Source organism: Guptibacillus spartinae (assembly GCF_028610625.1).
Lineage (GTDB): Bacteria > Bacillota > Bacilli > Bacillales > Guptibacillaceae > Guptibacillus > Guptibacillus spartinae.
Map to the genome: position 1 here is coordinate 100,731 of NZ_JAQQWU010000013.1, position 22,378 is coordinate 123,108.

Annotated in this window: 33 protein-coding genes; 9 read left to right on the forward strand and 24 right to left on the reverse strand. The window is 40.3% G+C overall.

What is annotated here, in order from left to right; genetic code table 11:
• Nucleotides 1–133 precede the first annotated feature (133 nt).
• Nucleotides 134–856, reverse strand: coding sequence for a DUF421 domain-containing protein (locus PQ511_RS18970; RefSeq protein ID WP_273853509.1), 723 nt, complete (start codon nt 854–856; stop codon nt 134–136).
• 150 nt (nt 857–1,006) lie between these two features.
• On the opposite strand from PQ511_RS18970, the gene PQ511_RS18975 reads away from it, so the two are divergent.
• Nucleotides 1,007–1,186: a hypothetical protein gene (locus PQ511_RS18975; protein ID WP_273853510.1), complete on the forward strand. Its 180-nt coding sequence runs from the start codon at nt 1,007–1,009 to the stop codon at nt 1,184–1,186.
• Between the two features lie 43 nt (nt 1,187–1,229).
• On the opposite strand, the gene PQ511_RS18980 is transcribed toward PQ511_RS18975, so the two are convergent.
• From PQ511_RS18980 to PQ511_RS18995, 4 genes are read right to left on the reverse strand one after another with little or no spacing between them, the layout of a single operon-like run.
• Nucleotides 1,230–1,430: a helix-turn-helix transcriptional regulator gene (locus tag PQ511_RS18980; RefSeq protein ID WP_226658870.1), complete on the reverse strand. Its 201-nt coding sequence runs from the start codon at nt 1,428–1,430 to the stop codon at nt 1,230–1,232.
• 6 nt (nt 1,431–1,436) lie between these two features.
• Nucleotides 1,437–1,961 (reverse strand): DUF6773 family protein, encoded by a 525-nt coding sequence (locus PQ511_RS18985; protein WP_273853511.1) that lies wholly within the window; start codon nt 1,959–1,961, stop codon nt 1,437–1,439.
• A gap of 21 nt (nt 1,962–1,982) precedes the next feature.
• Nucleotides 1,983–2,699 (reverse strand): hypothetical protein, encoded by a 717-nt coding sequence (locus PQ511_RS18990; RefSeq protein ID WP_273853512.1) that lies wholly within the window; start codon nt 2,697–2,699, stop codon nt 1,983–1,985.
• On the reverse strand, nt 2,696–3,562 hold the full coding sequence (locus tag PQ511_RS18995; RefSeq protein WP_273853513.1) for an ATP-binding cassette domain-containing protein: 867 nt from the start codon (nt 3,560–3,562) through the stop codon (nt 2,696–2,698). The genes PQ511_RS18990 and PQ511_RS18995 overlap by 4 nt, the downstream gene beginning before the upstream one ends.
• A 295-nt stretch (nt 3,563–3,857) precedes the next feature.
• Between PQ511_RS18995 and PQ511_RS19000 the strand changes: the two genes are divergently transcribed.
• From PQ511_RS19000 to PQ511_RS19015, 4 genes are all read left to right on the forward strand, one after another.
• Entirely contained in the window at nt 3,858–4,532 is a 675-nt protein-coding gene (locus PQ511_RS19000; RefSeq protein ID WP_273853514.1) for a response regulator transcription factor, read from the forward strand.
• Nucleotides 4,529–5,899 (forward strand): sensor histidine kinase, encoded by a 1,371-nt coding sequence (locus PQ511_RS19005; RefSeq protein WP_273853515.1) that lies wholly within the window; start codon nt 4,529–4,531, stop codon nt 5,897–5,899. Before PQ511_RS19000 ends, PQ511_RS19005 begins: the two co-directional genes overlap by 4 nt.
• Before the next feature lie 86 nt (nt 5,900–5,985).
• Complete coding sequence (locus PQ511_RS19010; RefSeq protein WP_273853516.1) at nt 5,986–7,011, forward strand: ABC transporter permease; 1,026 nt, start codon at nt 5,986–5,988, stop codon at nt 7,009–7,011.
• Nucleotide 7,012: 1 nt separating this feature from the next.
• Complete coding sequence (locus tag PQ511_RS19015) at nt 7,013–7,717, forward strand: ABC transporter ATP-binding protein (RefSeq protein ID WP_273853517.1); 705 nt, start codon at nt 7,013–7,015, stop codon at nt 7,715–7,717.
• Nucleotides 7,718–7,773: 56 nt separating this feature from the next.
• On the opposite strand, the gene PQ511_RS19020 is transcribed toward PQ511_RS19015, so the two are convergent.
• The 7 genes from PQ511_RS19020 to PQ511_RS19050 form a co-directional block, all read right to left on the reverse strand.
• Nucleotides 7,774–8,007 (reverse strand): hypothetical protein, encoded by a 234-nt coding sequence (locus PQ511_RS19020; protein WP_273853518.1) that lies wholly within the window; start codon nt 8,005–8,007, stop codon nt 7,774–7,776.
• A gap of 39 nt (nt 8,008–8,046) precedes the next feature.
• Complete coding sequence (locus tag PQ511_RS19025) at nt 8,047–8,265, reverse strand: hypothetical protein (protein WP_273853519.1); 219 nt, start codon at nt 8,263–8,265, stop codon at nt 8,047–8,049.
• 55 nt (nt 8,266–8,320) lie between these two features.
• On the reverse strand, nt 8,321–8,503 hold the full coding sequence (locus PQ511_RS23775; protein WP_273853552.1) for a hypothetical protein: 183 nt from the start codon (nt 8,501–8,503) through the stop codon (nt 8,321–8,323).
• A 185-nt stretch (nt 8,504–8,688) separates the two neighbouring features.
• The gene (locus PQ511_RS19035; RefSeq protein ID WP_273853553.1) at nt 8,689–9,600 is read right to left on the reverse strand and encodes a helix-turn-helix domain-containing protein; all 912 of its coding nucleotides are present in this window, start codon (nt 9,598–9,600) and stop codon (nt 8,689–8,691) included.
• A 185-nt stretch (nt 9,601–9,785) separates the two neighbouring features.
• The gene (locus PQ511_RS19040) at nt 9,786–11,147 is read right to left on the reverse strand and encodes a DUF4179 domain-containing protein (protein ID WP_273853520.1); all 1,362 of its coding nucleotides are present in this window, start codon (nt 11,145–11,147) and stop codon (nt 9,786–9,788) included.
• Nucleotides 11,128–11,661 (reverse strand): sigma-70 family RNA polymerase sigma factor, encoded by a 534-nt coding sequence (locus PQ511_RS19045; protein WP_273853521.1) that lies wholly within the window; start codon nt 11,659–11,661, stop codon nt 11,128–11,130. The genes PQ511_RS19040 and PQ511_RS19045 overlap by 20 nt, the downstream gene beginning before the upstream one ends.
• A gap of 130 nt (nt 11,662–11,791) precedes the next feature.
• Nucleotides 11,792–12,199: an HIT family protein gene (locus PQ511_RS19050; RefSeq protein ID WP_273853523.1), complete on the reverse strand. Its 408-nt coding sequence runs from the start codon at nt 12,197–12,199 to the stop codon at nt 11,792–11,794.
• Nucleotides 12,200–12,317: 118 nt separating this feature from the next.
• Here PQ511_RS19050 and PQ511_RS19055 point away from each other — a divergent pair, with 118 nt between their 5' ends.
• A complete protein-coding gene (locus PQ511_RS19055) occupies nt 12,318–12,509 on the forward strand; it encodes a hypothetical protein (RefSeq protein WP_273853525.1) in 192 nt (63 codons plus the stop codon).
• A gap of 101 nt (nt 12,510–12,610) precedes the next feature.
• Here the strand turns inward: PQ511_RS19055 and PQ511_RS19060 are convergent, their stop codons facing one another.
• The 4 genes from PQ511_RS19060 to PQ511_RS19075 form a co-directional block, all read right to left on the reverse strand.
• Nucleotides 12,611–13,516, reverse strand: coding sequence for a DUF4367 domain-containing protein (locus PQ511_RS19060; RefSeq protein WP_273853526.1), 906 nt, complete (start codon nt 13,514–13,516; stop codon nt 12,611–12,613).
• 183 nt (nt 13,517–13,699) lie between these two features.
• Nucleotides 13,700–14,242, reverse strand: a complete 543-nt coding sequence (locus PQ511_RS19065) for a nucleotidyltransferase family protein (protein WP_273853554.1) — start codon at nt 14,240–14,242, stop codon at nt 13,700–13,702.
• Between the two features lie 76 nt (nt 14,243–14,318).
• Nucleotides 14,319–14,495, reverse strand: a complete 177-nt coding sequence (locus tag PQ511_RS19070; protein ID WP_168212286.1) for a hypothetical protein — start codon at nt 14,493–14,495, stop codon at nt 14,319–14,321.
• Between the two features lie 126 nt (nt 14,496–14,621).
• The gene (locus PQ511_RS19075) at nt 14,622–15,383 is read right to left on the reverse strand and encodes a phosphotransferase family protein (RefSeq protein WP_273853528.1); all 762 of its coding nucleotides are present in this window, start codon (nt 15,381–15,383) and stop codon (nt 14,622–14,624) included.
• A 160-nt stretch (nt 15,384–15,543) separates the two neighbouring features.
• Here PQ511_RS19075 and PQ511_RS19080 point away from each other — a divergent pair, with 160 nt between their 5' ends.
• Both PQ511_RS19080 and PQ511_RS19085 read left to right on the forward strand, forming a co-directional pair.
• Nucleotides 15,544–15,912 carry a VOC family protein gene (locus tag PQ511_RS19080; protein ID WP_273853530.1) on the forward strand — a complete coding sequence of 123 codons (369 nt, stop codon included), beginning with the start codon at nt 15,544–15,546 and terminating at the stop codon, nt 15,910–15,912.
• Nucleotides 15,913–16,169: 257 nt separating this feature from the next.
• A complete protein-coding gene (locus PQ511_RS19085; protein ID WP_273853531.1) occupies nt 16,170–16,475 on the forward strand; it encodes a hypothetical protein in 306 nt (101 codons plus the stop codon).
• A 149-nt stretch (nt 16,476–16,624) separates the two neighbouring features.
• Here PQ511_RS19085 and PQ511_RS19090 read toward each other — a convergent pair whose 3' ends face one another.
• The 7 genes from PQ511_RS19090 to PQ511_RS19120 form a co-directional block, all read right to left on the reverse strand.
• The gene (locus tag PQ511_RS19090; protein ID WP_273853532.1) at nt 16,625–17,233 is read right to left on the reverse strand and encodes an ABC-2 transporter permease; all 609 of its coding nucleotides are present in this window, start codon (nt 17,231–17,233) and stop codon (nt 16,625–16,627) included.
• The gene (locus tag PQ511_RS19095; protein ID WP_273853533.1) at nt 17,227–18,102 is read right to left on the reverse strand and encodes an ABC transporter ATP-binding protein; all 876 of its coding nucleotides are present in this window, start codon (nt 18,100–18,102) and stop codon (nt 17,227–17,229) included. The genes PQ511_RS19090 and PQ511_RS19095 overlap by 7 nt, the downstream gene beginning before the upstream one ends.
• On the reverse strand, nt 18,102–18,479 hold the full coding sequence (locus PQ511_RS19100) for a GntR family transcriptional regulator (protein ID WP_273853534.1): 378 nt from the start codon (nt 18,477–18,479) through the stop codon (nt 18,102–18,104). Before PQ511_RS19100 ends, PQ511_RS19095 begins: the two co-directional genes overlap by 1 nt.
• 163 nt (nt 18,480–18,642) lie before the next feature.
• Entirely contained in the window at nt 18,643–19,503 is an 861-nt protein-coding gene (locus PQ511_RS19105; RefSeq protein ID WP_273853535.1) for a PhzF family phenazine biosynthesis protein, read from the reverse strand.
• A gap of 23 nt (nt 19,504–19,526) precedes the next feature.
• A complete protein-coding gene (locus PQ511_RS19110; protein ID WP_273853536.1) occupies nt 19,527–19,988 on the reverse strand; it encodes a GNAT family N-acetyltransferase in 462 nt (153 codons plus the stop codon).
• Nucleotides 19,989–20,125: 137 nt separating this feature from the next.
• Nucleotides 20,126–20,953: a GNAT family N-acetyltransferase gene (locus tag PQ511_RS19115; protein ID WP_273853537.1), complete on the reverse strand. Its 828-nt coding sequence runs from the start codon at nt 20,951–20,953 to the stop codon at nt 20,126–20,128.
• A gap of 31 nt (nt 20,954–20,984) precedes the next feature.
• Complete coding sequence (locus PQ511_RS19120; protein ID WP_273853538.1) at nt 20,985–21,332, reverse strand: YciI family protein; 348 nt, start codon at nt 21,330–21,332, stop codon at nt 20,985–20,987.
• 155 nt (nt 21,333–21,487) lie between these two features.
• On the opposite strand from PQ511_RS19120, the gene PQ511_RS19125 reads away from it, so the two are divergent.
• Nucleotides 21,488–21,883 carry a VOC family protein gene (locus tag PQ511_RS19125; RefSeq protein ID WP_273853539.1) on the forward strand — a complete coding sequence of 132 codons (396 nt, stop codon included), beginning with the start codon at nt 21,488–21,490 and terminating at the stop codon, nt 21,881–21,883.
• 51 nt (nt 21,884–21,934) lie between these two features.
• Here the strand turns inward: PQ511_RS19125 and PQ511_RS19130 are convergent, their stop codons facing one another.
• Nucleotides 21,935–22,306, reverse strand: coding sequence for a VOC family protein (locus PQ511_RS19130; protein WP_273853540.1), 372 nt, complete (start codon nt 22,304–22,306; stop codon nt 21,935–21,937).
• Nucleotides 22,307–22,378 lie beyond the last annotated feature (72 nt).

The window sequence follows — 22,378 nt, forward strand, 5'->3', positions numbered from 1 at the left end:
TCTTCCTATTCATTTCGAAACCCGATAGAAATAATTGGTTTTATGTTCAAATCAACACAACGTATAGCCTATCATATGTTGAAATAAATTTTCAACAAGAAAAAGTAGTCAGGTTTACTCTGACTACTTTACCTCAATGTATGATAGGGGGAACATCCGCTAAAGTTTGTTCCTTCCTTGATATTACAAGTGAGCCTTCTTGATCCACTCCACAATAAAAAATCCCCTCAATCTTGGGCTCACCTGCTTTCTCAAGCTCAGCCATTAACCAAGCTTCTGTTCGTCTAATATGCTTTAACAATTCGTACTGCACGCGTCCATCCAGAATAACAGGAATTTCAAATGGATCGCTTTTCTTGTAAACCCCAATATCTTCTCGCACGACACCTTCCTTACCTGCATACAACTTTACACTAAGCCTTCCATTCGCTTCGACAATGGCAAGCTCCACATCTTTCGTATAAAACACATCTTTTTCCCGGAGCATTTGGAGAATATTATCAAGAGAGTACTGAATTCGCTCCATATTTTTTCTGAGAAAATTCCCCTGATAAATCACCACCGTCGGTTCAATGGACAAAAGCTTTCCTACCTTCTGATTCTTCAGCTTGATTTTAACAATCACTTTTTGTAAAAGTGCAATTGCAATCATCGCCACAACCGTATGTATGTGTTCAATTTTCGGATCCGCAATATCCGCCCCTACAACCGAACCAAAGACAAGCACGACCAAAAAATCAAAAACAGGAAGTTCCCCCATTGAACGCTTTCCCATATAAATTCCGATCGCCAGCATAAAGGGGAGAATGGTGAGAACCCGAAAAATGACCTTTAAGGCATCCATTGTGATTTCCATGATGAGCACCTCTTTCATTCCAATAGCCTCATCTTTCCCAAAAACAGCTTCCAACATGACCTTCACGATGATGGTTCATTGGATTATGATAGAATTAGTTTACATAAACAGCTAAATCGTTACTTAGAAACCAACGGGAGTTGCAAACACATGAACACCTTACTACTATCAAAAAAATTTATACCGACCTACTTTATCGCTACAATTTTAGTCATATTATTATATCGGGCAATCGGAAATACGTGGTTTGAAACCATCCTCGTCAGCTTTCCATGTTTCATCGTAGGCATCCTATCAATTGCCCATAACTTCGGAAAAAAAGCGAACTAAAAAAGCTGCGTCACTCCATAATCAAGTGTCGCAGCTTTCTCTTCTATTCCGGATCCATCCAAAACAATTCATCCAGTGACTTATCCAATGCCCAACAAATCGACAAACAAAGCTGGAGCGTTGGGTTATATTTTCCGAGCTCAATCAATCCAATCGTTTGTCTGGACACCCCCACCTTTTTGGCTAGCTCCTGCTGCGAGAGGTCGTGCTCGACTCGCGCCATTTTTAGTCGTACATTCTTCACCATTGATCACCGCACATCTTCATCATCCATCTCTTCTAACTCTTGCTCATTCACTTGATCACTTTTACGCTTCGCTATCGCTAAGGGTAACACCATTATGGCAAATAATACAGGAATGTAAATCATCAAGCACCCGAATAAAATACTGAGGAAAAAATAAACCGTTTCCTGAGTGCCTTCTGCATACTTTAGAGAGTTTCTAATCGCAAGAAGCAGGGAAAACCCCACTCCAAAGAAAAGACTGATAAAGAAATTCCGTTTATTAAAACTCAACTTACTCGACTCACGCATCTCAACTTCATCTGAAAAGATCCCAAGCATCGCTGATCTCCCAACATAGAACACGGAACTCACAACCACAATAATCACTTCCGTCCATATTTGTTGTGTTCCCCCATCAACGAAAAATTGTTTGTATACAATCGATAACCCACAAATGATTAAAACTAAAATATACACTTCCCGGTAAATCTTATTTTGCAGATTGGTCACCCGTTCATCGTGTTGTCTTTTCTTAAAACCAAATCTCATTGTTCCTCTTCCTCCTAAAACTTAGTAATCAACCTTTGGTAACCGCTCATATGCAAACACAAACAATAGTAAACTAACAATCGCTGCAACACCCATTTCTACTCCATCTAGCGCAAGAAATGGTAACTGATTTGGCAGGCTGTATACGGGCGCATACGCGACGAGATCCTTCACAAATTCAGGAATGGCCTCTACTTGAAACACGATGCCAAGTAGCCCAGGAAGCACCAAGATTGTCACAAGGGAAAGAATTAGCAGCTGCATCACCTTTTGATAGAACATCGAAATCACTTGAAACAGTAAGGTGAAAAAGACTCCGAACAACACATACTGCAGCACAGCCTGCCCAACATCCCCTGCTGAAAAAGCCTGCCCGTTTAAGGCATGATTGACATAAAGAAGCGCTGCGCATCCAAGCCCGAACAGGAACGAGACAACGGAGATCACCAATACACGCGAAATCAAAAAGATGATCCGATTACGAGCTGCCGTGAATAAAAGGTAAATCGTTCCATGATGCAGATCGGCGATCACCACTTTTGCACAAAAAACGCCAAGCGCTACCGTTGCAACCCCGGAATATAATCCAGAAACATTTTGAGGCTGAAATGGACCGTCCATCTGGTAAATCGCATACACGATTCCACCTCCAAATAAAAAAGCAAATCCAATGGAAAGAAACAGTGCCAGGTTAAGGTTTCGTTTGATCTCAAGCTTAAAAAATTGGCTTATATTCACTTCGCTTCACTCTCCATATTTTGAAAATAGAAATCTTCAAGCGTGTCCTTTTTCCGGTTTACATCAACCGGGAAAAGATCGTTTTGACTTAAGTGCTTCAAGACCTGTTTCATATTCCCCGCAAACGGAACGGATAGAATTTGACCATTTCGGGTTACTCCCTCGTATGCTTCTAACACATGCAAAGCCTGATGAAGATCGCCTTCTGAAAATGTAAGCTCTAACACTTCTCGATCGTGCTGGTTCCCAGCATATTCATTGATCATCCGTCCTTCTTTAATCACATAAACGCGATCACTCATACTCTCGATATCTTCTAAAATGTGACTAGAAATGAGAATGCCAATGCCTTTTTCTTTTGCCAGTCTCTTCAAGTATCCTAAAATGTGACGGATCCCATCCGGATCCATGCCATTTGTTGGTTCGTCTAACACAAGATAATCAGGATTTGAAATGAGCGCAAGTGCTATGCCAAGACGCTGCTTCATTCCAAGCGAATAGTTCTTCACCTTTTTCTTTAAGTAGGTCTCTATCCCTAAAGACTCAATGATTTCATCGAAATGCTGATCGTCTCCACCGAACAACGAATGGAAATAATTGATATTGTAGCGTCCGCTCTTATTTGGAAAGAACTTCGGCTTTTCAATTAAACTTCCAACGGAACGACCTTCTCCTTGAAACGTAAGCTCTCCATCATACTGTACGATAATCCCAGAAATGATTTTCATTAACGTTGTTTTCCCAGCTCCATTTGGTCCAACGAGCCCAACAACCTCTCCTTTTCGTAGCATAAAATCAACGTCAGAAAGCGCAAATTCATGCTTATTAAACATTTTTGAAAGCTGGTGCATTTCGATACTCATCTTCATCCCCCTCATTTTCTCAATCAACTTATCCTTCTTTTTCCATTATATAATATTGACGTCTTTTTGCAATATATATTTGTCATTTAGACGCTTTTATTTTTCATGTTATAAAAAAAGCTCTTAATGGTCGCTTGAAAGAAGCGAAGTTGAGAAAGAATGAAAAAGGACAGTACACGAATCGTGTGGGATCAATTGGCAGGAAAAATGAACCATAATATTCTCTCCGTTCATCTCCTGTTCACCTTTACGTTGTAAGATAGTAGGAGAGAATTCATAGGAAAGGATGAAACAAGTGATTTCCATCTTAACGATTGATGATGATCCGCACATTTTAAACCTTGTTGAAGTAACGCTAAAAGAGGCAGGTTATCATACATACAAATCAACGAATGGGGCTGAAGCGTTAGCTTTACTAGAAGATAAAACAATTGACCTTGCGATTGTGGATGTCATGATGCCAGGCATGGATGGGTACACCCTGACTCGGAGAATAAGAGAGTTGTACGATATACCCGTTATTTTATTAACGGCCAAGGGCGAGCTGCATGACAAAGAACAGGGCTTCACCGCAGGAACAGATGATTATATCGTCAAACCATTTGAACCGAAGGAACTGATTTTTCGTGTCCAGGCTGTATTAAGGCGTTATGATCAGCCGAGTCAACATGTGATTCAGCTGAAGGACGTTAAAATCGATCGAAAAAATTATGAGGTGCACATTGGAAAACAGCACCTACTAATGCCATTGAAAGAGTTTGAGTTACTAGCGCTATTGGCTTCTCGACCAAACCAGGTTTTTCAGCGAGATGATCTGATCGAAAAGATCTGGGGCTACGATTTCGAAGGAGATGAAAGAACAGTCAATGTTCACATTAAGAGGATTCGTGAACGACTCGGAGCCTTTACCTCTACCATGAAAATTGTGACCGTTCGCGGCGTAGGCTATAAGCTAGAGGTATTGTCATGAAATCCCTCTATTCAAAATTCATCTTAACAACTTTAGTCATTATGCTCGTCAGCTCCATTATTGGCTTTTTATTTGCGAATGCTTACTATCAAAACAACTTAAAACGAGAAAACGACGCGAAAAACATGGAGATCGCGACAAACATAGCGGAGTTCGCCGAAAACCAGACAAATCTAGACGAGTACCTCAGCCATACAGCGGCAACAGGCTACCAGCTTTTTTTAGTAAGGAAAGAGGAACAACGTTTTTATGGAGGGGCATTTAAAGAAACAAACCTCTCGCAACAAGTCATCGATGATGTCTTAGATGGAGAGCCGTATCATGGCATGAAGGCATTTCCGAAGAAAACATTTGTGACGGGGTTCTTTGCCAACGAGCTTAAAAATTCAGTCGGTGTGCCGTTAACTTATGATGGTAAGCAGTATGCCCTATTTTTGCGGCCAGATATTAAGCTCTTATTTAATGAAATCCATCTTCTTTTAGGGTGGATGGTGTTGGTGATTTTTATCTTAAGCTTACTTGCTGAACTCGTTTGGTCTGCGATGCTGATTCGTCCGATTCGAAAGCTCTCTCACGCAACGAACAAAGTGCGAGAAGAAGGCTTTGATGTTCACTTAGCCATTCATCGAAAAGATGAGATTGGCCAGCTAGCACAGAATTTCAAGGAGATGATCGCAAGACTCGGGAAATTAGATAAGCTTCGAAAATCCTTTGTCTCGAATGTTTCCCACGATATACAGACGCCTTTATTAAACATTCAGGGGTACAGTCGTTTATTAGAAAACGATGCCCTTTCTGAGGAAGACCGGAAGACTTACTTACGAGTGATTCAAGAGGAAGCAGAACGAATGTCTATTTTATCCAAACAGCTGTTAACCCTATCCTCTCTTGAATCAAAAAAGGAAGATTACTCAAGGCAAACATTCGACTTATCCGCTCAATTAAAAAGCCTTTTGCATCGCTATTATTGGCTTATCGATGAAAAGGACCTTTCGTTAACGTATTCTGTTGATGAAGTTACCTATAAAGGAAATCCAGAGCTATTGTATACCGTCTGGGAAAACCTTTTAACAAACGCCATCAAGTACAATAAGCCAGGCGGTTCGATTGAGGTCGCACTAGATCAGGTTGATGATGCTATTAACATCACTGTCTCTGATACAGGCATCGGCCTGGCGCCGAACGAAATAGATCAAATTTTCGATCGCTTTTATCGCGCTGACCTCGCGCGTACAAAAACAAATCAGGGTACCGGACTCGGCTTATCCATTGTGAAAGAAATCATTGAACTCCATCACGGGGAAATTGTCGTTGAAAGTCAATTAGGAAAAGGCACCACCTTTACCGTCATTCTTCCTCATTTGTAATCGTATATTAACCTTTTGTTCACTTAGCTGATTTAAAGTAATCGGTGTAAGGAATAAAAGGTTTTTTTAGAAAGGAATGAGGATCAATGAAAATCGCCTGGAAAGAAATGAAGAAGAATAAATCAAGGTATCTTATTGTTGGCTCCATCGTACTACTCATTAGCCTGGTCACGTTTATCATTTCAGGTCTAGCTAATGGATTATCTCAGGATAACGTCTCATTAATCAAGAACATGCCCGATGGCACCTTTTACATGAGTGAAGATGCAAATGAATCGTTTTCCCAGTCCCATATAAACGCTAGTAAACAACAAATTCTTAACAGCAAGCATGACGCCTTTGCATTTTCAATTCAAATGGGTTCACTCAAAAACGAAGCAGACAACCAGCAAAGCGTCGCCTTCCTCACTTCTACCGATACACCGTTACTGAAACAAGTAAACGAAGGGGAAGTGATTCTCGATTCAGGCTTAAAAGCAGAAGGTATCGAGGTTGGTGACGAACTATCGAGCCCTCTCTTTGATGGAACGTTTAAGGTGATCGATTTTGTTGATAACCAAACGTTCAACCATTCACCTGCTGCATTGATTAGTCAGGAAACATTTGAAGAGATGTTCCGAACGGATGAATGGCAGCTGCTCTATCTTCCAGATACAACGGAAACCATCAGCGGCCTGCAATCCTATTCTAAAAAAGAATTTCTCTCTACCATCCCAAGTTACCAGGCAGAGCAAATGACGCTGAATATGATTGTATGGTTTCTCGTTGTGATTAGCGGCATGCTGTTTGGCATTTTCTTTTATATGATGAATGTCCAGAAAGTCGGGATGTACGGCATTCTGAAAGCACTCGGAATAAAGACAAGTGTCTTGTTCAAGATGATGTGGAGCCAGATGGCTCTGATAACGATTATTGCTCTTTTGATCTCGACAGCGATTAGTCAGGTATTTCAATATGTCGCTCCAGAAAGCATGCCATACCATTTAACCCTGACCACCACCCTGCAGCTTTCCCTCGTCTTTGCAGTGGTTGGATTCATCGGATCGACGCTATCAGGCTTTCAAATTAAAAAAATCGACCCTTTGCAGGCGATTCAGCAAGGAGAGGCTTAATATGGCACAGCTACAATTAGAACAAATAAGAAAATCGTTCCTAAATGGAGAAAGCGAAGAAGAAGTATTAAAAGGAGTCAATCTATCACTGGAGAAAGGCGAAGTAACCGCGCTAATCGGTGCTTCCGGTTCAGGAAAAAGCACGTTGCTTACAATCGCTGCCGGCCTTCAGCCGCTCACGAGCGGAAAAGTGCTCTTTGAAAATCAGAACTTAGCTGAGCTCCGTCCTGAACAAGTACGAAAGATTCGCGCCCGCCATTTCGGCTTTGTATTTCAATCCTCCCATCTCGTCCCATTTTTAACAGTTGAAGAACAACTTGCAATGATGATGGACATTGCGGGAATGAAGGTCAGTAAGCATGAGAAAGAAACGCAGATTAAGAATATTTTAGAACAGGTTGGCATGACCCACCGACTAAAAGCTTACCCCCCCTCCTTATCAGGTGGGGAGAAACAGCGAGTCGCCGTCGCACGAGCTATCATTCACAATCCAAAAGTTCTATTTGCGGATGAGCCAACCGCAAGCCTTGATTCCAAAAGATCAAAAGACACGATGGCGTTGCTTCAGGGCGTCACAAAATCGCTAGGTATGACCACCCTTACGGTTACTCATGATGAAGAAATGTTGGTTTATGCGGATCGTATTGTGACGATGAGTGATGGGCAGATTTTGGAATCGGCGGAATCGGCGGGACGGTTCTCCTGATTCATCCTATAAATAATAAGGGTGCTAATAACAATATCCATTAGCACTCCTTTTTCTCACATTTTCTTTTTAATGGTTCTTTTATCCTTTAAATTTAAAACAAGCTCATAACCAACTGCAGCCAATAACCCCGACCAAAAGAGTACAGCGGAAGAAAAGAAGTCATCCGAATAAAGGAGATGATGAGTATAGTTCGCAAACAATAAAATCAAATAAGTATAAAAGCCAACAATAGCTCCACTTTTCCAATTCGTTAACTGTCTAGTGCTCATCGATTTAAATAGCCGCAAATGAATTCCTCCAGACGAATGGTTCATTTAAAATTAGCATCACCATAATGGTTCATCTTTGTCGCTTAACTTAATATAAAAAGGAAAAATAAATATAAATAACACACTTAAATAGCCTAACGTAAACGTGTTTTTCGTTTCAGCTGATAGGTACTGTTTCTCACCGCAATTGGGACAATTCTTTCCACTTTTAGAGAAACCTAGTGACCACAGATCCTTAACTCCCCATTTATGATGGCAATTTGTACAGTTAGCCATTGCCCTCTTCCTTTCTCTTGCTAGTTGCGTCATTTGAAATGCTGTTTAGCATTTTCTATAACCGAATATCTTGAAAAAGCGAAATGGTCAGTACGATAGTTGACAACGTACCGGCTGACATTAACGTAACGAGTTTAGGTACATTCGTCCGGTCTGACGTTTTTCCTAATTCTCGCGATACCGTTATCCAGATGATGGTCGATACTACAGAATCGGCGGGACGGTTCTCCTGATTCATCCTATAAATAAAAGGAGTGCTAATAACAATATCCATTAGCAAGCCTTTTTCTCACATTTTCTTTTTAATGGTTCTGTTATCAATTACTGTCAAAACAATCTCATAACCAAAAGCAATCGTAATCCTGACCAAAAGAGAATAGCCGAAGAAAAGAAATCTTTCGAATAAAGGAGATAATGAAGTAGCTACTTTTTTGATAAAAGATTATCATCAATATAAGGCAAGATCGAGGTTATTCCACTTATGCCTTCTTTCGAAATGGCTTCTAATGCGAGTTCATTTAAAATCTCTTCCTCTACAAACGGAGCTAGTGAAACGATAGAGGAAATGCCATTTACATGGGAGCTATCTTTAACAAAATAATTTAACGTCTCTTCCTCTATAAATGGAGCAATCGAAGATAAGCCTTTTAATCCGTTTATCTCATATTCAACCTCAATGCAGTCGTTAAGAGCCTCTTCGCTTATAAATGGCGCGATCGGTAATAATCCTTCCACACCATTCAATTGACATTCTTCTAGCGCACAAGCATCGATGAGGTTTTGGCTAATAAAGGGTGCCACCATTGAAAAGTGTTGCAGTCTACTTCGCGTGAACTCTTCTTTTGCACATGCGTCCATCACTTCCTGACTAACAAAAGAAGCAAATGTAGAGAGTCCGCTTATTCCTCTCTTCGTAAATTCTTTTTTTGCCAATCCATCGATAGTTTCTTGATGAAGGTAGGGTAAAAGAATGGGGATCTCTTCAGAAGTTAATTCACCATCGATCTTTTGGTATGCCATTTCGACCTGCTCTGTTGTAATAATGGGTGCCGCTTGAATCAGTTCTTCCTTCTCTATCAATTCTGTACTTTCTAATGACCCTTTTTCTACTAATTGAGTCACCACTCTTGTTCCTTTACTTTCATCTAAAATGTCATCAATGCTTACATCAAACTGTTGAGCGAGATCAGGGAGTTTGGAGATATCCGGCATCGTTTGACCGCGTTCCCAGTTGCTAACTGCTTGAAAACTGACGCCTAAAAGATCTGCGAGTGCCATCTGTGTGATGTTTTTTTCCTTCCTCAATTGCGCTATTCTTTTCCCGACCTTATGCATATCAAACAACCTTACCACCTCTTTCGTCATGTTGTTTTAAGTGTAACTTGCCCTTCGCCTTTATCCTATCAATTCTTTCTTGAAGAGACTGGTGTTATGAACTCAAGTAGAAATTGAGTGACAAAAACTTGTGATGATCACATAAAAAAAGGATTGCCTGAAAAAAAGCAATCCTATTAGAAAGTTTAATTTAATTCCACTTTAATCGGGTCCAGTTCGACAGGCAAATTGCCACTTAGCATCCCTAAACTCACTCTAACGACGTAGTTTTTTTCATTGAAATCTTTCAAGTTGCTAACATCAAACGTACTTCTAAAAGAAAGCTTCTCTTTATCGAGCACTTTCACCGAATGTTTAAGTGGTTCTTCATAAATGTCTTTCCGGCTTTCTTTAACTAGCAAAACTTCATTTCGAGCCATATCTTTATAGAACTCAAAATATTTATCGTTTTTCCCATTATTAATTTGGAAGTCAAGTGTTACTTCCCCCCCGTTAACCTTCATATTGTTGACTGAAATCACGTGATCCTGTCTAGTTGATTGAACGCTTATAGGGAGTTTATCAGAAAGATGAATGAATTGATCTTCTCCTCCACTAAGTGCTACTTTTGGATAGATCTCTATATAATCCGTTCTCTCCTTTAGATTCTCAGGGATAATACTTCTTCCTTTGACAACGATTTGATCATTTTCTTGACTCGTTTCTAGATCAATCCCATCCACTGATACGTTTACCGGTTCGCCGTTTTCATCCACTACATCAAGACGAACTTGATCATGCTTTCCTTCAAGCGGAAATGTACCAGTATAATTGATAGCCGTTGACGCCTGACCTTCTATGATGGAGTCAAATTGAACAGCAACTTCTGCTTGCTCATTCTTACTCTCTTGATCTACGCTCATTTCCTCATATGGAAGTTGCTCAACCGGCACATCGAATTTCCATGAGCCTTCTTTTTCTCCAATTCGTTTAAATTCTAGTGGGAAGGAGGTGTTGGCCGGTAGTTCTTCGCCTGGATATGCTAACTGAATTTGTCCAATGTAGCCATCACCACTTTTCTCCAATGCAACGATTTCTTTACTATCGCTAATGGCTTCATTGCCTCCATAAATTTCATAGAAGCCACTCACTTCATCTAGCTCATCTTCTTTCACATCACCTACCACTTTAAACGATACACCGATAACGGCTCCATCGTAATACGCACTCGTCATCATCACATCAAGCCCTTTACTACTCGATTTCTCATCAAGTTCGGTCACTAATTGTTGAGATGTTAAGTTCCGGCCGACCATATCATTAAAGACATGATAAGCTTCGCCAATAACCGGAACCTCTGCTAGCGCATTCGAGACGTTGGATGAAAGGAATGTTGCTGACAGAACGACCGCTGCTGCCGTTGAAACAAGGGAGCGTTTTATGTTTCGCTGACGTTTAAATGACCGTTTCCCGTCCGCTTGATCAATACCAGATTGAATCGAACGTAATAATTCATTCTCAGGCACATCGATTTTTTCATACTGATCCTTATATAAATTTTCCTTCATAAAAATGACCCCCCTCTAAAATTGTCCTTAACTGCTTTCGCCCTCTTTGTAGATAGGTCTTCACCGTATTTTCAGGTAGCTCCAGAACGTGAGCCACTTCTTTTATCGACAGATCATGATAATGAAACAGGACAATCACATCACGGTATTTTTGATCTAGCTTATTTGTAGCATCGGCCAAATCCATTACAACGTCTGAACGTTTATCCAACTTCGATAAAATTGTCGTTACTTTTTCTAATGGAACATCATTTTTTCTTTTCCTTAAGGCATCATAAGCACAGCGAATGAGGATCTTGGTTAGCCATGTCACAAAGAACTTTTCTTCTTGTAACGTCCTGATGGCTAAATAGCTTCGAAACGCCGTTTCTTGAACAACATCCAATGCATCCTCGCGATTTCGCATATACAGAAATGCCGTCCGATATAATTGATCTTTATGTAAAACAAGAAGTTGTTCAAACGACTCTTTGTTTCCCCTTTTCGCTTTCTTTACAAGCTTAACTTCATTCATGATTAACCTCCTTTTGCCATTAGAGTGAACGTGAAGGCAAAAAGTTTCAGTTTTTTATAAAAAGGTTACCAGCAAAAAAGGAAATCCCGTTCGAATGGGATTTCCTTTATATTTCATCACCGCTCTTTGATTAGATGTGCTTTTCTCTTTTATTTTCAGCCTGCTTCAACCAGTAACGCAATCCCTTTCCAGCCAAAGGTTCGTCATCATATCTTGGTACAACATGCAAATGACTATGAAAAATGAATTGATTGGAGACTTCTCCCACATTCCATCCAAGGGTATAGCCATCTGGAGTAAACTCTTCATCAAGGTATGTCTTTGCACGCTGTAAAAGTTCATATGTATCGTTCCACTCTTCTTTCGATAATTCAAATGCGTTTGCGTGATGCTTTTTTGGAACAATGACGCCACAGCCTTCTAAGACGTCTTGATGATCATCATGTTGTAAGAAATAGCAAAATTCATTTTCAAATAGAATCTTTTGTTTCTCGTCTCTTCCCGGGTTACAAAATGGACAATCCTCTTTGTACGTCAATAAAATTCCACCTTTCTTTAAAAATCATCCTTGTATAGAAAAGATTAACTCTACGCTTTGTTTAATCTGTTATCAAGAAGGCTACTAGTATGTAAAAAGAAAAACTGGAGTGTTGAATGTGAAAAACCGGATGCTATGGGGATTGGTAGGTTTATTAATCTATCCGATTGTATGGATTTTAATGATTTTATTATTAGGTGGTGACCTTCCAAAATGGAGTGTTTTAACTGGCTCTTCCATTGGAGGCTTTTTATGTGGATTCTTCATTGTAGCTCCAAGTATACGTAAAGGGAGAAACAGAAAAATTTAACAATAGAATACCTACCCTATTTTTTAAAATACTCTTTTAATGTGAGATTACTAGAAATAGAGAGCTCATCTTCTTAATGATCAGCTCCCCTCACCCCTTCTTTATTCAAAAGACTCCGCAACCGTAATCAGATCTTCTTTTGTTAAGTCTTCTATCTTCCCTTTCAACTCATAGGTAATCGACCCTTCTGTCCATATCAATCGCTGCATCTCACCTTCTTTTCCTGCATACACTCCTTTTTGATCCCCAATCGTAACCTCTTCTGTCTCATCCTTCTGTGAGGAAATCTCACCGTCTTGAACCGTCATCAGTTCCATTTTTATATCAGTTTCTGCATAAAAGATAAACGTTATGAAGCTATCGTCTTCACTCTCATGTTTGATTTCTACCCCATCTACTTCAAATGGCATGACTGTCGGATACATAGGCTGATAGGCTTCATCTCCTGTACGACTCACTAATCTTGAACGATCATAGTTGAATAGTCCGTCTTCTGTTTCAGTTGCCGTATCGAAAGCATAAGATAATGATTGTGGATCCATATAGCGAATTTGCGTAATCTTTCCTTCTTCGTTTGTGTTGACTCTCCCACTAACATCCGCCGTTTGACCATTGCTTACATTGACTTGTATGTCAAAATCATAGGCGGTTGCTGTATCCTCACTTTGCTCAACGTTTATCTTGCCAATAGACATTTCTACACCTTTTCCAAACGCCTTAAGGTGGAAGCTGTTAAGCAAATTGGTGTTCATCGCATGCTCCATATAGTCTTCTGTAAAGTAAGGTTTGAAATTATTAATATAGTAGTTCGAAACCTCCTCGTACTCTTCCTCTTTATATAACTGTGCTAGCTCTTCATCCGGTCCTGAAAATATTTGATTTAGCACCGTAGTGACATCATCTTTCGGCGTATTCTCTTCTTTCGTATTTTCGCTAGCTGACTGGTTCGATGCACAACCAGCAGTGACTATGAGCATAATCGCAATAAGTAGAATTTTTTTCAGCAAGAAACTACCTCCGTTTTATTGGCTTTATTAAATGTACGATCAGCAACTGTCTAAAGTTTCAAAAATTGGTAATAAACTAGAAATCCGTTGTGTTTCTTAGCCACTAACTAAACTCTTCCATTCTGTTTTAATTACAAAAAAGAGACTACCTCATCGCAAGTAATCTCCTTCTAAGAACATTTTTTATAACTGATACACGTCGATCTTCTCCCAAATCCCCTTCCAATTTTTCTGAATCACACGCTCTTTGTAAATGACGGCTCGCTCTTTACTCTCTCTAAAAAAGGGTGTCGGATTGACCTTTAAATTTATCACATCATCCACACCCCAGGGAGCAGTAAGAATAAGATTGTGATCCTTATCGATTTTGACACCAAGAGCAGTGGCGGTTTCTGGAAACTTGGAAATGGCATCCTCTGCAGAAGTGTAGGGTTCTATGCGATTAACCACATGCATTCGTGCTTCATTCTTCACAGACCACGGGACATCTGGAAGGATTCTCTTCAACTCAGCTTCTAATTCCTTTTCTGTTGTCTCGCTCGTATCTTTATGATCAAAATAAATGACATCCACGTCTGGTAGGTCAGTTCTGTTTTCAAATTCGTGCAGTGTGTCCCAAATTTTTGATCGGACAAATCCAGCACAAATCCACCAATCTGGCAAATTCAGCCGACTCGCAGCCTTAATGATCTTCATCATTCGTTCATCGGTTTCGATTAGCTTCATGATATCTTCTTTTGTCTTCAACCCAACACCTCGTTTGGAAAGTTACGGCCCTTCGTTTTCTACATCACTGTTCCTCTCAGTTCAAATTCAATAAATCAGCAATGATCTCATCACTCCCCGGTGAAAACATAAATAGAGCGAACAAAATAAATAGTGCGCCTATACATACGAAAGAAATTCGTTTACTTCCAATGAGTCCTTTTCCTACTAAAAACAACCCAATAAACAAGAGTAAAAAATACCAAACTCCCATACGCTCTCTCCTTTTATCCCGATAGATCGAAATCTATCCCTCAGTATTGACGATCTATGATAATGACGATTAGTAAGCAGCTATTGTTCCTTTTTTAGTTAATCCATCAATTAATTGTTAGTTAAGTTAGAAAAATTCATATAACCCCTCATTAAAATACGCGAACTCTTCTTTAGTCACCTGATAGCGACGGTATCCTTCGTAAAATGCCTCTAGGTATTCCTGATGGTTCATCCATTTTCGAATCGCTAAGGATTCATCATACCTAGGATCGCCTATCGTCATTCCCGCAACGTCTATAAACATACTCACGTTTCCGTTTACAACCATTACATTATCGGTCGTGCAGTCACCGTGTATCATCGTTTGTGGGACGTTAGAGGGTTGATGCACTATTAATTTCTGCAAAAGCTCGAAACTTCCATCAGCATAGCCAGATGCTACGTATCCTTCTGCCTTTTTTAACTGTTCAGCGAGCCAATGGTGAGGATAGAACCCTGCAACCGTCGTTTCATGAAGACGCTGAAGAAAATGCCCAAAACTCTTAATTAAAGATAGCTGCTCTTGCTTCTCCGCTTTCTTTAAAGCAGAAGTTAAAGTCATTCCTTTCTCGTATGACATAATGAGATGGCTGCTATTTGACGCTTCAAAATAACCATAGTATTTTGGCGTTGGGATCGCTGCGATCGTATGTAGCTTTTCTAATACAGAGGCTTCACTCATTAACCATTCTCGATATCTTTGTTCATAGGAACTTTTTATGACATAGATCCCTTCACCTGTGACAACTTGATGCACTTCGGACGTACAACCCTGATTCTGTAGCAAACTTACTCGCTCTATTTTCCCAATCCTTTCTTCCGCCTTACTTATTATCTGTTTATTCATGGATCAATGCCTGCACTTTCTTTTGGAAGTAATCACTCTTTACCATACCAATTATTTCAAAATTCGATCAATAAATCCATCAATAATTAGATAAATAAGAAGGACTCGATGGGAACTTACCGAAATAAATTGAGGTAACGATTACGTAAGGAGGAATGATATGAGCGATTCTCTTTTTAGCGGAATTCACTATATTCGAATACCTGTCGTTAATCTCAGTGAGTCCATTTCTTGGTATACAGAGTGTTTGCAGTTTACCTTAAAATTTAATCGAGGTGATTTAGCTGTTCTTGCACTTGAACAAGGGCCTCTCTTCGTGTTGGTGGAAGCGGATGAGAACGCGAGAGGTCATTTTTTGAAAAATGGTGAACCAGAATTTTCTGTTGGACTGACAACGTCAAACATTCATCGACTCTACGACTACTTAGTTGACCAAGATGTGAAAGTGGAACCGATTCAAGAAGATGAAGGCCATCAATTTTTTCACTTTTATGACCTTAATGGAAATAAACTTCAGGTACATAACTAACCGTTTTATGCTACTCATCCAGAGTAGCTTTTTTTGTACCCCTCTCCATTTAGGCTGATGGAGCAGATACCACTGCCCTCTGCCTCTTTTTACACTAGAAACTTTCTCTCCTTCACTTCGTCCACCTATTTTCCGCGCTTTCATCAGGAACATCACCCAGCCCAATGACATAGTGTGTTGAAGAAAGTGTTTCACGAGATAAACGCTTAGAAAAATGGATTTCATTCCATGAAGAACGTTTGGTGGAGGTGACAGAAATGAATCAATTTCAAAACGATCTTCAGCACTTAGATGTTGGAGAGTACCATGCTCAGGAGTTAGTGCCATGTGAGCAAGCGAACTATTATACAAATGGAGATCAGAATATAGACCCAAATGATACTCGCTTAATTGGATTTGTATGCTTCGGATGCTTCCGTTGTGCAGGTTGCGTTGGCTGTGCGGGATGTGCAGGCTGCGGAGGTTGTGCCGGGTGTGGTGGATGTGCGCGTTGTGCGCGTTGCGCAGGCTGTGGTGGTTGTGCTGCAAGATGTGGTGGATGCGGTCGTTGCGGTGGTCGCTGAACCTGATTAAGTCTCTCTAATCCTTTTCTTCAAAGAAAATTCATGTTCAATCACATAGGTTATCAAAAAAAGACCCTCGGGGCGCTGTGCGCTTCAGGGGTCTTTACATGGAAAACATGCGTAAACCATCAGTCTACTTTCAATAGGTTTCACAGCCATTTTTGTTTATAAATTCGAAGTGACACTACTCCTGAACCTATGTATAAAAGAATAACGGACACTCCGATAATAATATATTCTGCAGTAGAATTTGAATTTAAAAGCAACTTTACAAACCATCTTATCCGATCATTTAAATCCTGAATCACAAAAGTGACCGTCAACAAATACAAGGCAACTAAACCAATCCCAGCCATCATCAGATAATGGCTTTTGAACTTATAACAAAAAGGAAAAACAAATGACAGAATTGCCATGACAACAGCCACTATAAACAATGGTTCTTTCCAAGCAAGCATTTCTCCATGAATGATGACAGTACCGATATAAGTCGTTACAGCAATCAAAATTGTAAAGAAAACGGCAACAACATATTTTGAACTCACGATCTCTTTCCTTGTATAAGGGAGAGAGTTAAGCAAGAGGTGAATAGAAGTTTTTTCATCAAGCGTAAAGGCAGACATCGAGATCACAATACTGCAAAGGATCCCCACCCAAATAGAGGAAAAATCCAGAAGTAAGTAAACACATAATATCGCCAATAAAACAAGCATCGTTTTTTTCAGTAAGATGATGTCTTTGCGTATTAAGTTCAACAAATCACCATTTCCCCTTTCTTGGTGAAGTACATGATATCCTCTAGAGTTGGTTTTTCATAAAGAACCATATCTCCAAATACTAATTGTGTTCGTTGTTTATCTGAAGTTAAGGCTTCAAATCCATAAGGCATTTTTCGAACGGCTAGAAACTCTCTCTCCGTTTCCTGATCGAGTAGATCCAGCCCGCCCTTTACAATGGCATATTCCTCCTCAATCTCTTGAAAGTCTTTCGTGAACATATGCTTGCCATCATGGATAAAGGTGACATAATCAGCAATTGTTGCTAAATCAGATGTAATATGTGTAGAGAAGAAGATTGATTTATCCCCGTCTTGTAAAAGCTCGTGCAATAGATCTAAAAGTTCTCTTCGGAAAATGGGATCCAATCCTGATGTGGGTTCATCCATAATAATTAATTCCGCATGGTGAGACAATGCGATGCTTAATGACGCTTTCATCCTCATTCCTTTTGAAAATGTGTTCATTTTTTTAGTTAGCGGTAAGCGAAACATACTTACATATTTTTCAAACACCTCGTCATCCCATTTCACATAGGCGTTTCTTACGATTGCTTTTATCTCTGCGAGTGTAAGGTGTTCATAGAACACGTCTTCAGCAAATACAAAACCAATTCGCTGCTTAATGTCTTTCTCATGATCTTTGTAATTTAATCCAAATACAGAAACCGTCCCGCTATCAGGTTGCAACAAATTCATCATCAGTTTAATTGTGGTGGACTTCCCTACGCCATTTCCTCCGATAAATCCTGTTACATACCCCTTTTTAACTTTTAACGAAAAATCCCTTAAGCTAAAACCTTCAAATGACTTAGAAACACTCTGGAGTTCAATCACATTTTCGTCTTGCATTATTCTTCACCCCTATAGAGAATGGTCAGCAATTCTTTCAATTCGGTTAATGTGACGCCAATGTCTTTACTATTTTTTATGGCCGTCACGAGTTGCTCTTCAATTCCCTGCATTTTTCGTTCTTTCATCATTTCCTCGTTTTGTTCCGATACAAATGAACCTTTTCCAACGATCGAATAAATGAATCCATTTTTCTCAAGTTCTTCATAAGCGCGTTTAGAAGTGATGAGACTCACATTTAGATCCTTCGCCAATTGGCGCATTGACGGTAGAGACTGTCCAGACTTAAGTTCTCCTCCTAGAATCTGATCTTTTAGTTGGTGATGAATCTGTTCATAGATCGGTGTCTTTGACGTGTTTGATAGTATAATTTTCATAAAAAAAACCTCTTTCAATTATCTATACAGTATTATATACATTATATACAATATACACAATAGTTATCTGAATTTTATTTACTCTATAAAAAAAGAACTTCCTATTTAGAAGTTCTTTTGTAACAATCATTTATACACTTCCGCAGAGGAGTGATTTCCTCAACTATTTTTCTTCTAGCGCACTCCCTGTAATCCGCGTCCTCCTAATTTCCCCGTCCTCTATAAAAACCTCAGAGCGAATCACACTTGGTCTCCCCATTGCCACTCCCTGAATGACGCGATAACTTTGCCACCCCTCGCCAGGATCTCCCAAGATCCGATGGAGTGCAAGATAGGCGCCTAAAGCAGAAGCGGCTACGCCAGTTGCTGGATCTTCGTTATATCCAGCTCTATTGGGAAATTGACGTGCGTGGACATGGCCATTCACATCAAGAGCAAATGGATAAAATCCCGAAGTCCCAACATCATCACACAATCTCCAAAGTTCCTCATAATTTGGCTCTAGTTGATTTAGGATTTCAATAGTTTTTAATGGAATCATGAGCTTATGACGGGAGGTCGAAACTGATTGAATAGGAAGATCCCCCAGTTGATCGATTCCGATATGTAACGCGCTACTAATCTCCTCTTTTGTCAGCTTCCCTTCTTTAACTTCAGGAAGGAATTGCTCTACGCTCACTTCCATTTTTCCTTCCGCTGTCCATGCCACGTTAACTGGGCCTAACATCGTTTCAACTCGAACTGGTGATTGAGTGATCATTCCGTGGTTGACGAGCACAGTGATACTTCCGATCGTCGCATGAATGCACATTTCCATCTCATGCAATGGTACAAAGAAACGGAACTTCACATCACAGTCGGACCGAGTTGGTTGTAGAACAAAGGCGGTTTCATGCCCCAATTCCCTCGTGATTGTTTGCATGTCATCTGTTGATAACTGGTCTGCATGTAAAACAACCGGGCAAGGATTACCGCCATTTTCTTCAAGAGGAAACACGGTTGTCTGAACAATGTTTTTACTCACCTTTTTCTCCTCCTCTCCTTTTATCAAAGCTTTAGCTTCAGGCCTTCATGCGTTGCTTCAAACCCTAACCTCTCATAAAACCTTAATGCATCTGGTCTAGACTTGTCTGTTGTAAGTTGGATGACATGGCAGCCGTGCTCTTTTGCACGTTGAATGGCCCAGTTGATTAGTTTTGTTCCGACTCCCATCCCTCTTACAGAAGCGGCCGTTCTGACTCCTTCAATGGTCGCTCTCCATCCACCTTGATGCGTGATGAAGGGTGTCATCGTCAGTTGTTGGACGCCAATCACTTTATTGCCATGACAGGCGACGATTAACTCGTTAAACGGATCTGCGCTAATCGCATGAAATGCTCTTAGGTAACTTTCCGGGAGCGGATCTTCAAGACGCTCTCGTTGACTACCCAACACATCATCTGCAAGCATCGCAACAATCTCACTTAAATCTTCTTCCGTCGCCATTCGAAAAAAAATTTCCGTTTCCATCCATCTTCACCTCTCGAATCAAAAAATAAAAAAAGCTTACTCATTTCGTTTCAGAAATGAAATAGCAAGCCAAGATAACCACACTACCTACGCCTATTCCAATCCACTTGAAACCATACCCTCACCTCTTCTTGTATTCAGGTATCAATCGGAAAAATATAAACATGGTAAGAAAATGATTTCTCTAACCCGATCTTTCTCGCAATCGCATTTGATGGTTGATTGGCTTCTTCACAGTCCCAGTATGGGATTATACCCTGATTCACACAATCATTTACCACACTTGAAGCTGCCAGCTGACCTAATTGCTTTCCCCGATGCTCCTCCATTGTTTCCATATCGAGCCCATGAACATTTCCAGCTACAAATCCAGAAAAACATAAACTCACCAACTGATTCTGATTGACAACACCATACCCAACTCCCTTATCCAAAAAGTCATTGGGTGAAGCCCAGAATTCCTTTAGTTTTGACAGTAAAAAGCTTTTATTCTGAATCGAGCGGTTCTGACTCGAAAGAAGATCTTCACTGATTTTTATCACCTCATATTCTGGTTTAGCAGAAGGTTGAGGATGCGCTATAAGAGATTCATAACGAAACACATGTTGATTAAATTTTTGCATGTAACGATGCGCGAACAGCATCTCGATCATTTCATCCCATTTTGAATGATTTCCAATAGCGATAAAATTTGTTAAGCCTAATTTCCTTGCTTCAGGAAGTATGGTCTTATCTATATACTCATTTATTTCCTGAAGAAACCCCTCATTTTCTTCCTCTCCAATAAAAAAGAAACCATCGTGATTTCCTAACCAGATGAGTCCTGAATTAGGAGTGTGAAGATCATCGACAAAAACGCGCCCCGGGTTATTCCCTTCAATGACGGCTTTTGTTTCGACATGTCCGATACCATTTAGTAACCTTTCGCATTTGTAGAATTCAGCTTGATCAAGTTCATAAATCATTGTTACTCCTCCTACTGCACATGAATGAAAGCTACTCAAAGACCTGACGCAGTTCAACCTGTCCCTCACCATGTCCTTGCGGGTCTGGCATGCGCATCGCCCACTCAACCGCTTCCTCTTTTGACTCCACCTCAATGAGAATGAATCCGGCAATGATTTCTTGTGTTTCAGAAAACGGACCTTCCGTCACGACTGGCTCACCGTGTGGATAAGAAATACGCCATCCATTCGAACTTGGATGCAGCCCTTTTGCCATAACCCGAACACCGGCTTTTACTAATTCTTGATTGTACGTTGACATCGCTTCCATCAGCTCAGAACTTGGTAGATTTCCAGCTTCCGAATTCTTCGATGCTTTCACGATTAGCATAAACAGCATCCGACCCTCTCCTTATTGAAATTCTTCCTTTTACCTATTCGATAAAATAAAAGAATCCTCCTTCTCCTAAAAATCTGCCTTCCTACTAGAAGGAGTGCTCGAGCACCTTATCGAACATACATGAGGAAGACACAACGACCACTTAGGAGGTAATTATGGGAAGACTCGTGCATTTCGAAATTCACGTTGATGACATGGACCGGGCGAAGCGTTTTTACGGAGAAGTATTTGGATGGACATTTGAAGACTGGAGCGAATACGCCGGCATGCCTTATTTAGGCGTAATCACTGGCAGTGACGATCAGCTCGGGATCAATGGTGCCCTCATGCAGCGGCAAGGTCCACCTCCGGAACCAAGTCAGCCTGTCAACGGCTATGCCTGTACGATGGGAGTAGGAGATTACGATACGACGGAAGCAAAGATTCTTGAAAAAGGCGGTGAAGTTGCATTGCCAAAATACGCGCTGCCGGGGATGGCGTGGCAGGGCTATTATAAGGATACGGAAGGGAATATCTTTGGTGTGCATCAGCCAGATGAAAATGCGAAATAGCATTCAATTAGAAAAAGGCGCCTCTCGCGCCTTTTTCCTTTTTTTAACCTCTTAACGATGTTGATCAATTAAGATCGGATTACCATCCGGATCGAACAGTGTAAGATATGCTGGTCCTTCTGTTTCCTCATCAGCCTCTTTTGTTAAGCTAACTCCCTTTTCTTTCAACATTTTTTGTAGGTCGCGTACATCTGTGAATTCTTCTAAATTTTCAGCATTGTGATCCCAGCCTGGGTTAAACGTTAGCGTGTTTTTCTCAAACATGCCCTGATATAGACCAATGACGGTTGTGTCATTTTTCAAAACAAGCCACTTCTGTTCAATGTCTCCACCTAATGTTTCAAACCCTAAATCTTCATAAAATTCTTTTGAACGATGAATATCCTTGACACTTAAACTAATTGAAAATGCTCCTAGTTTCAATTGATCTCCTCCTATTAAATGAGTAGGCGCCCCCAACCAAACCAATCGATGAGGGGTATAGATACCTCTTCG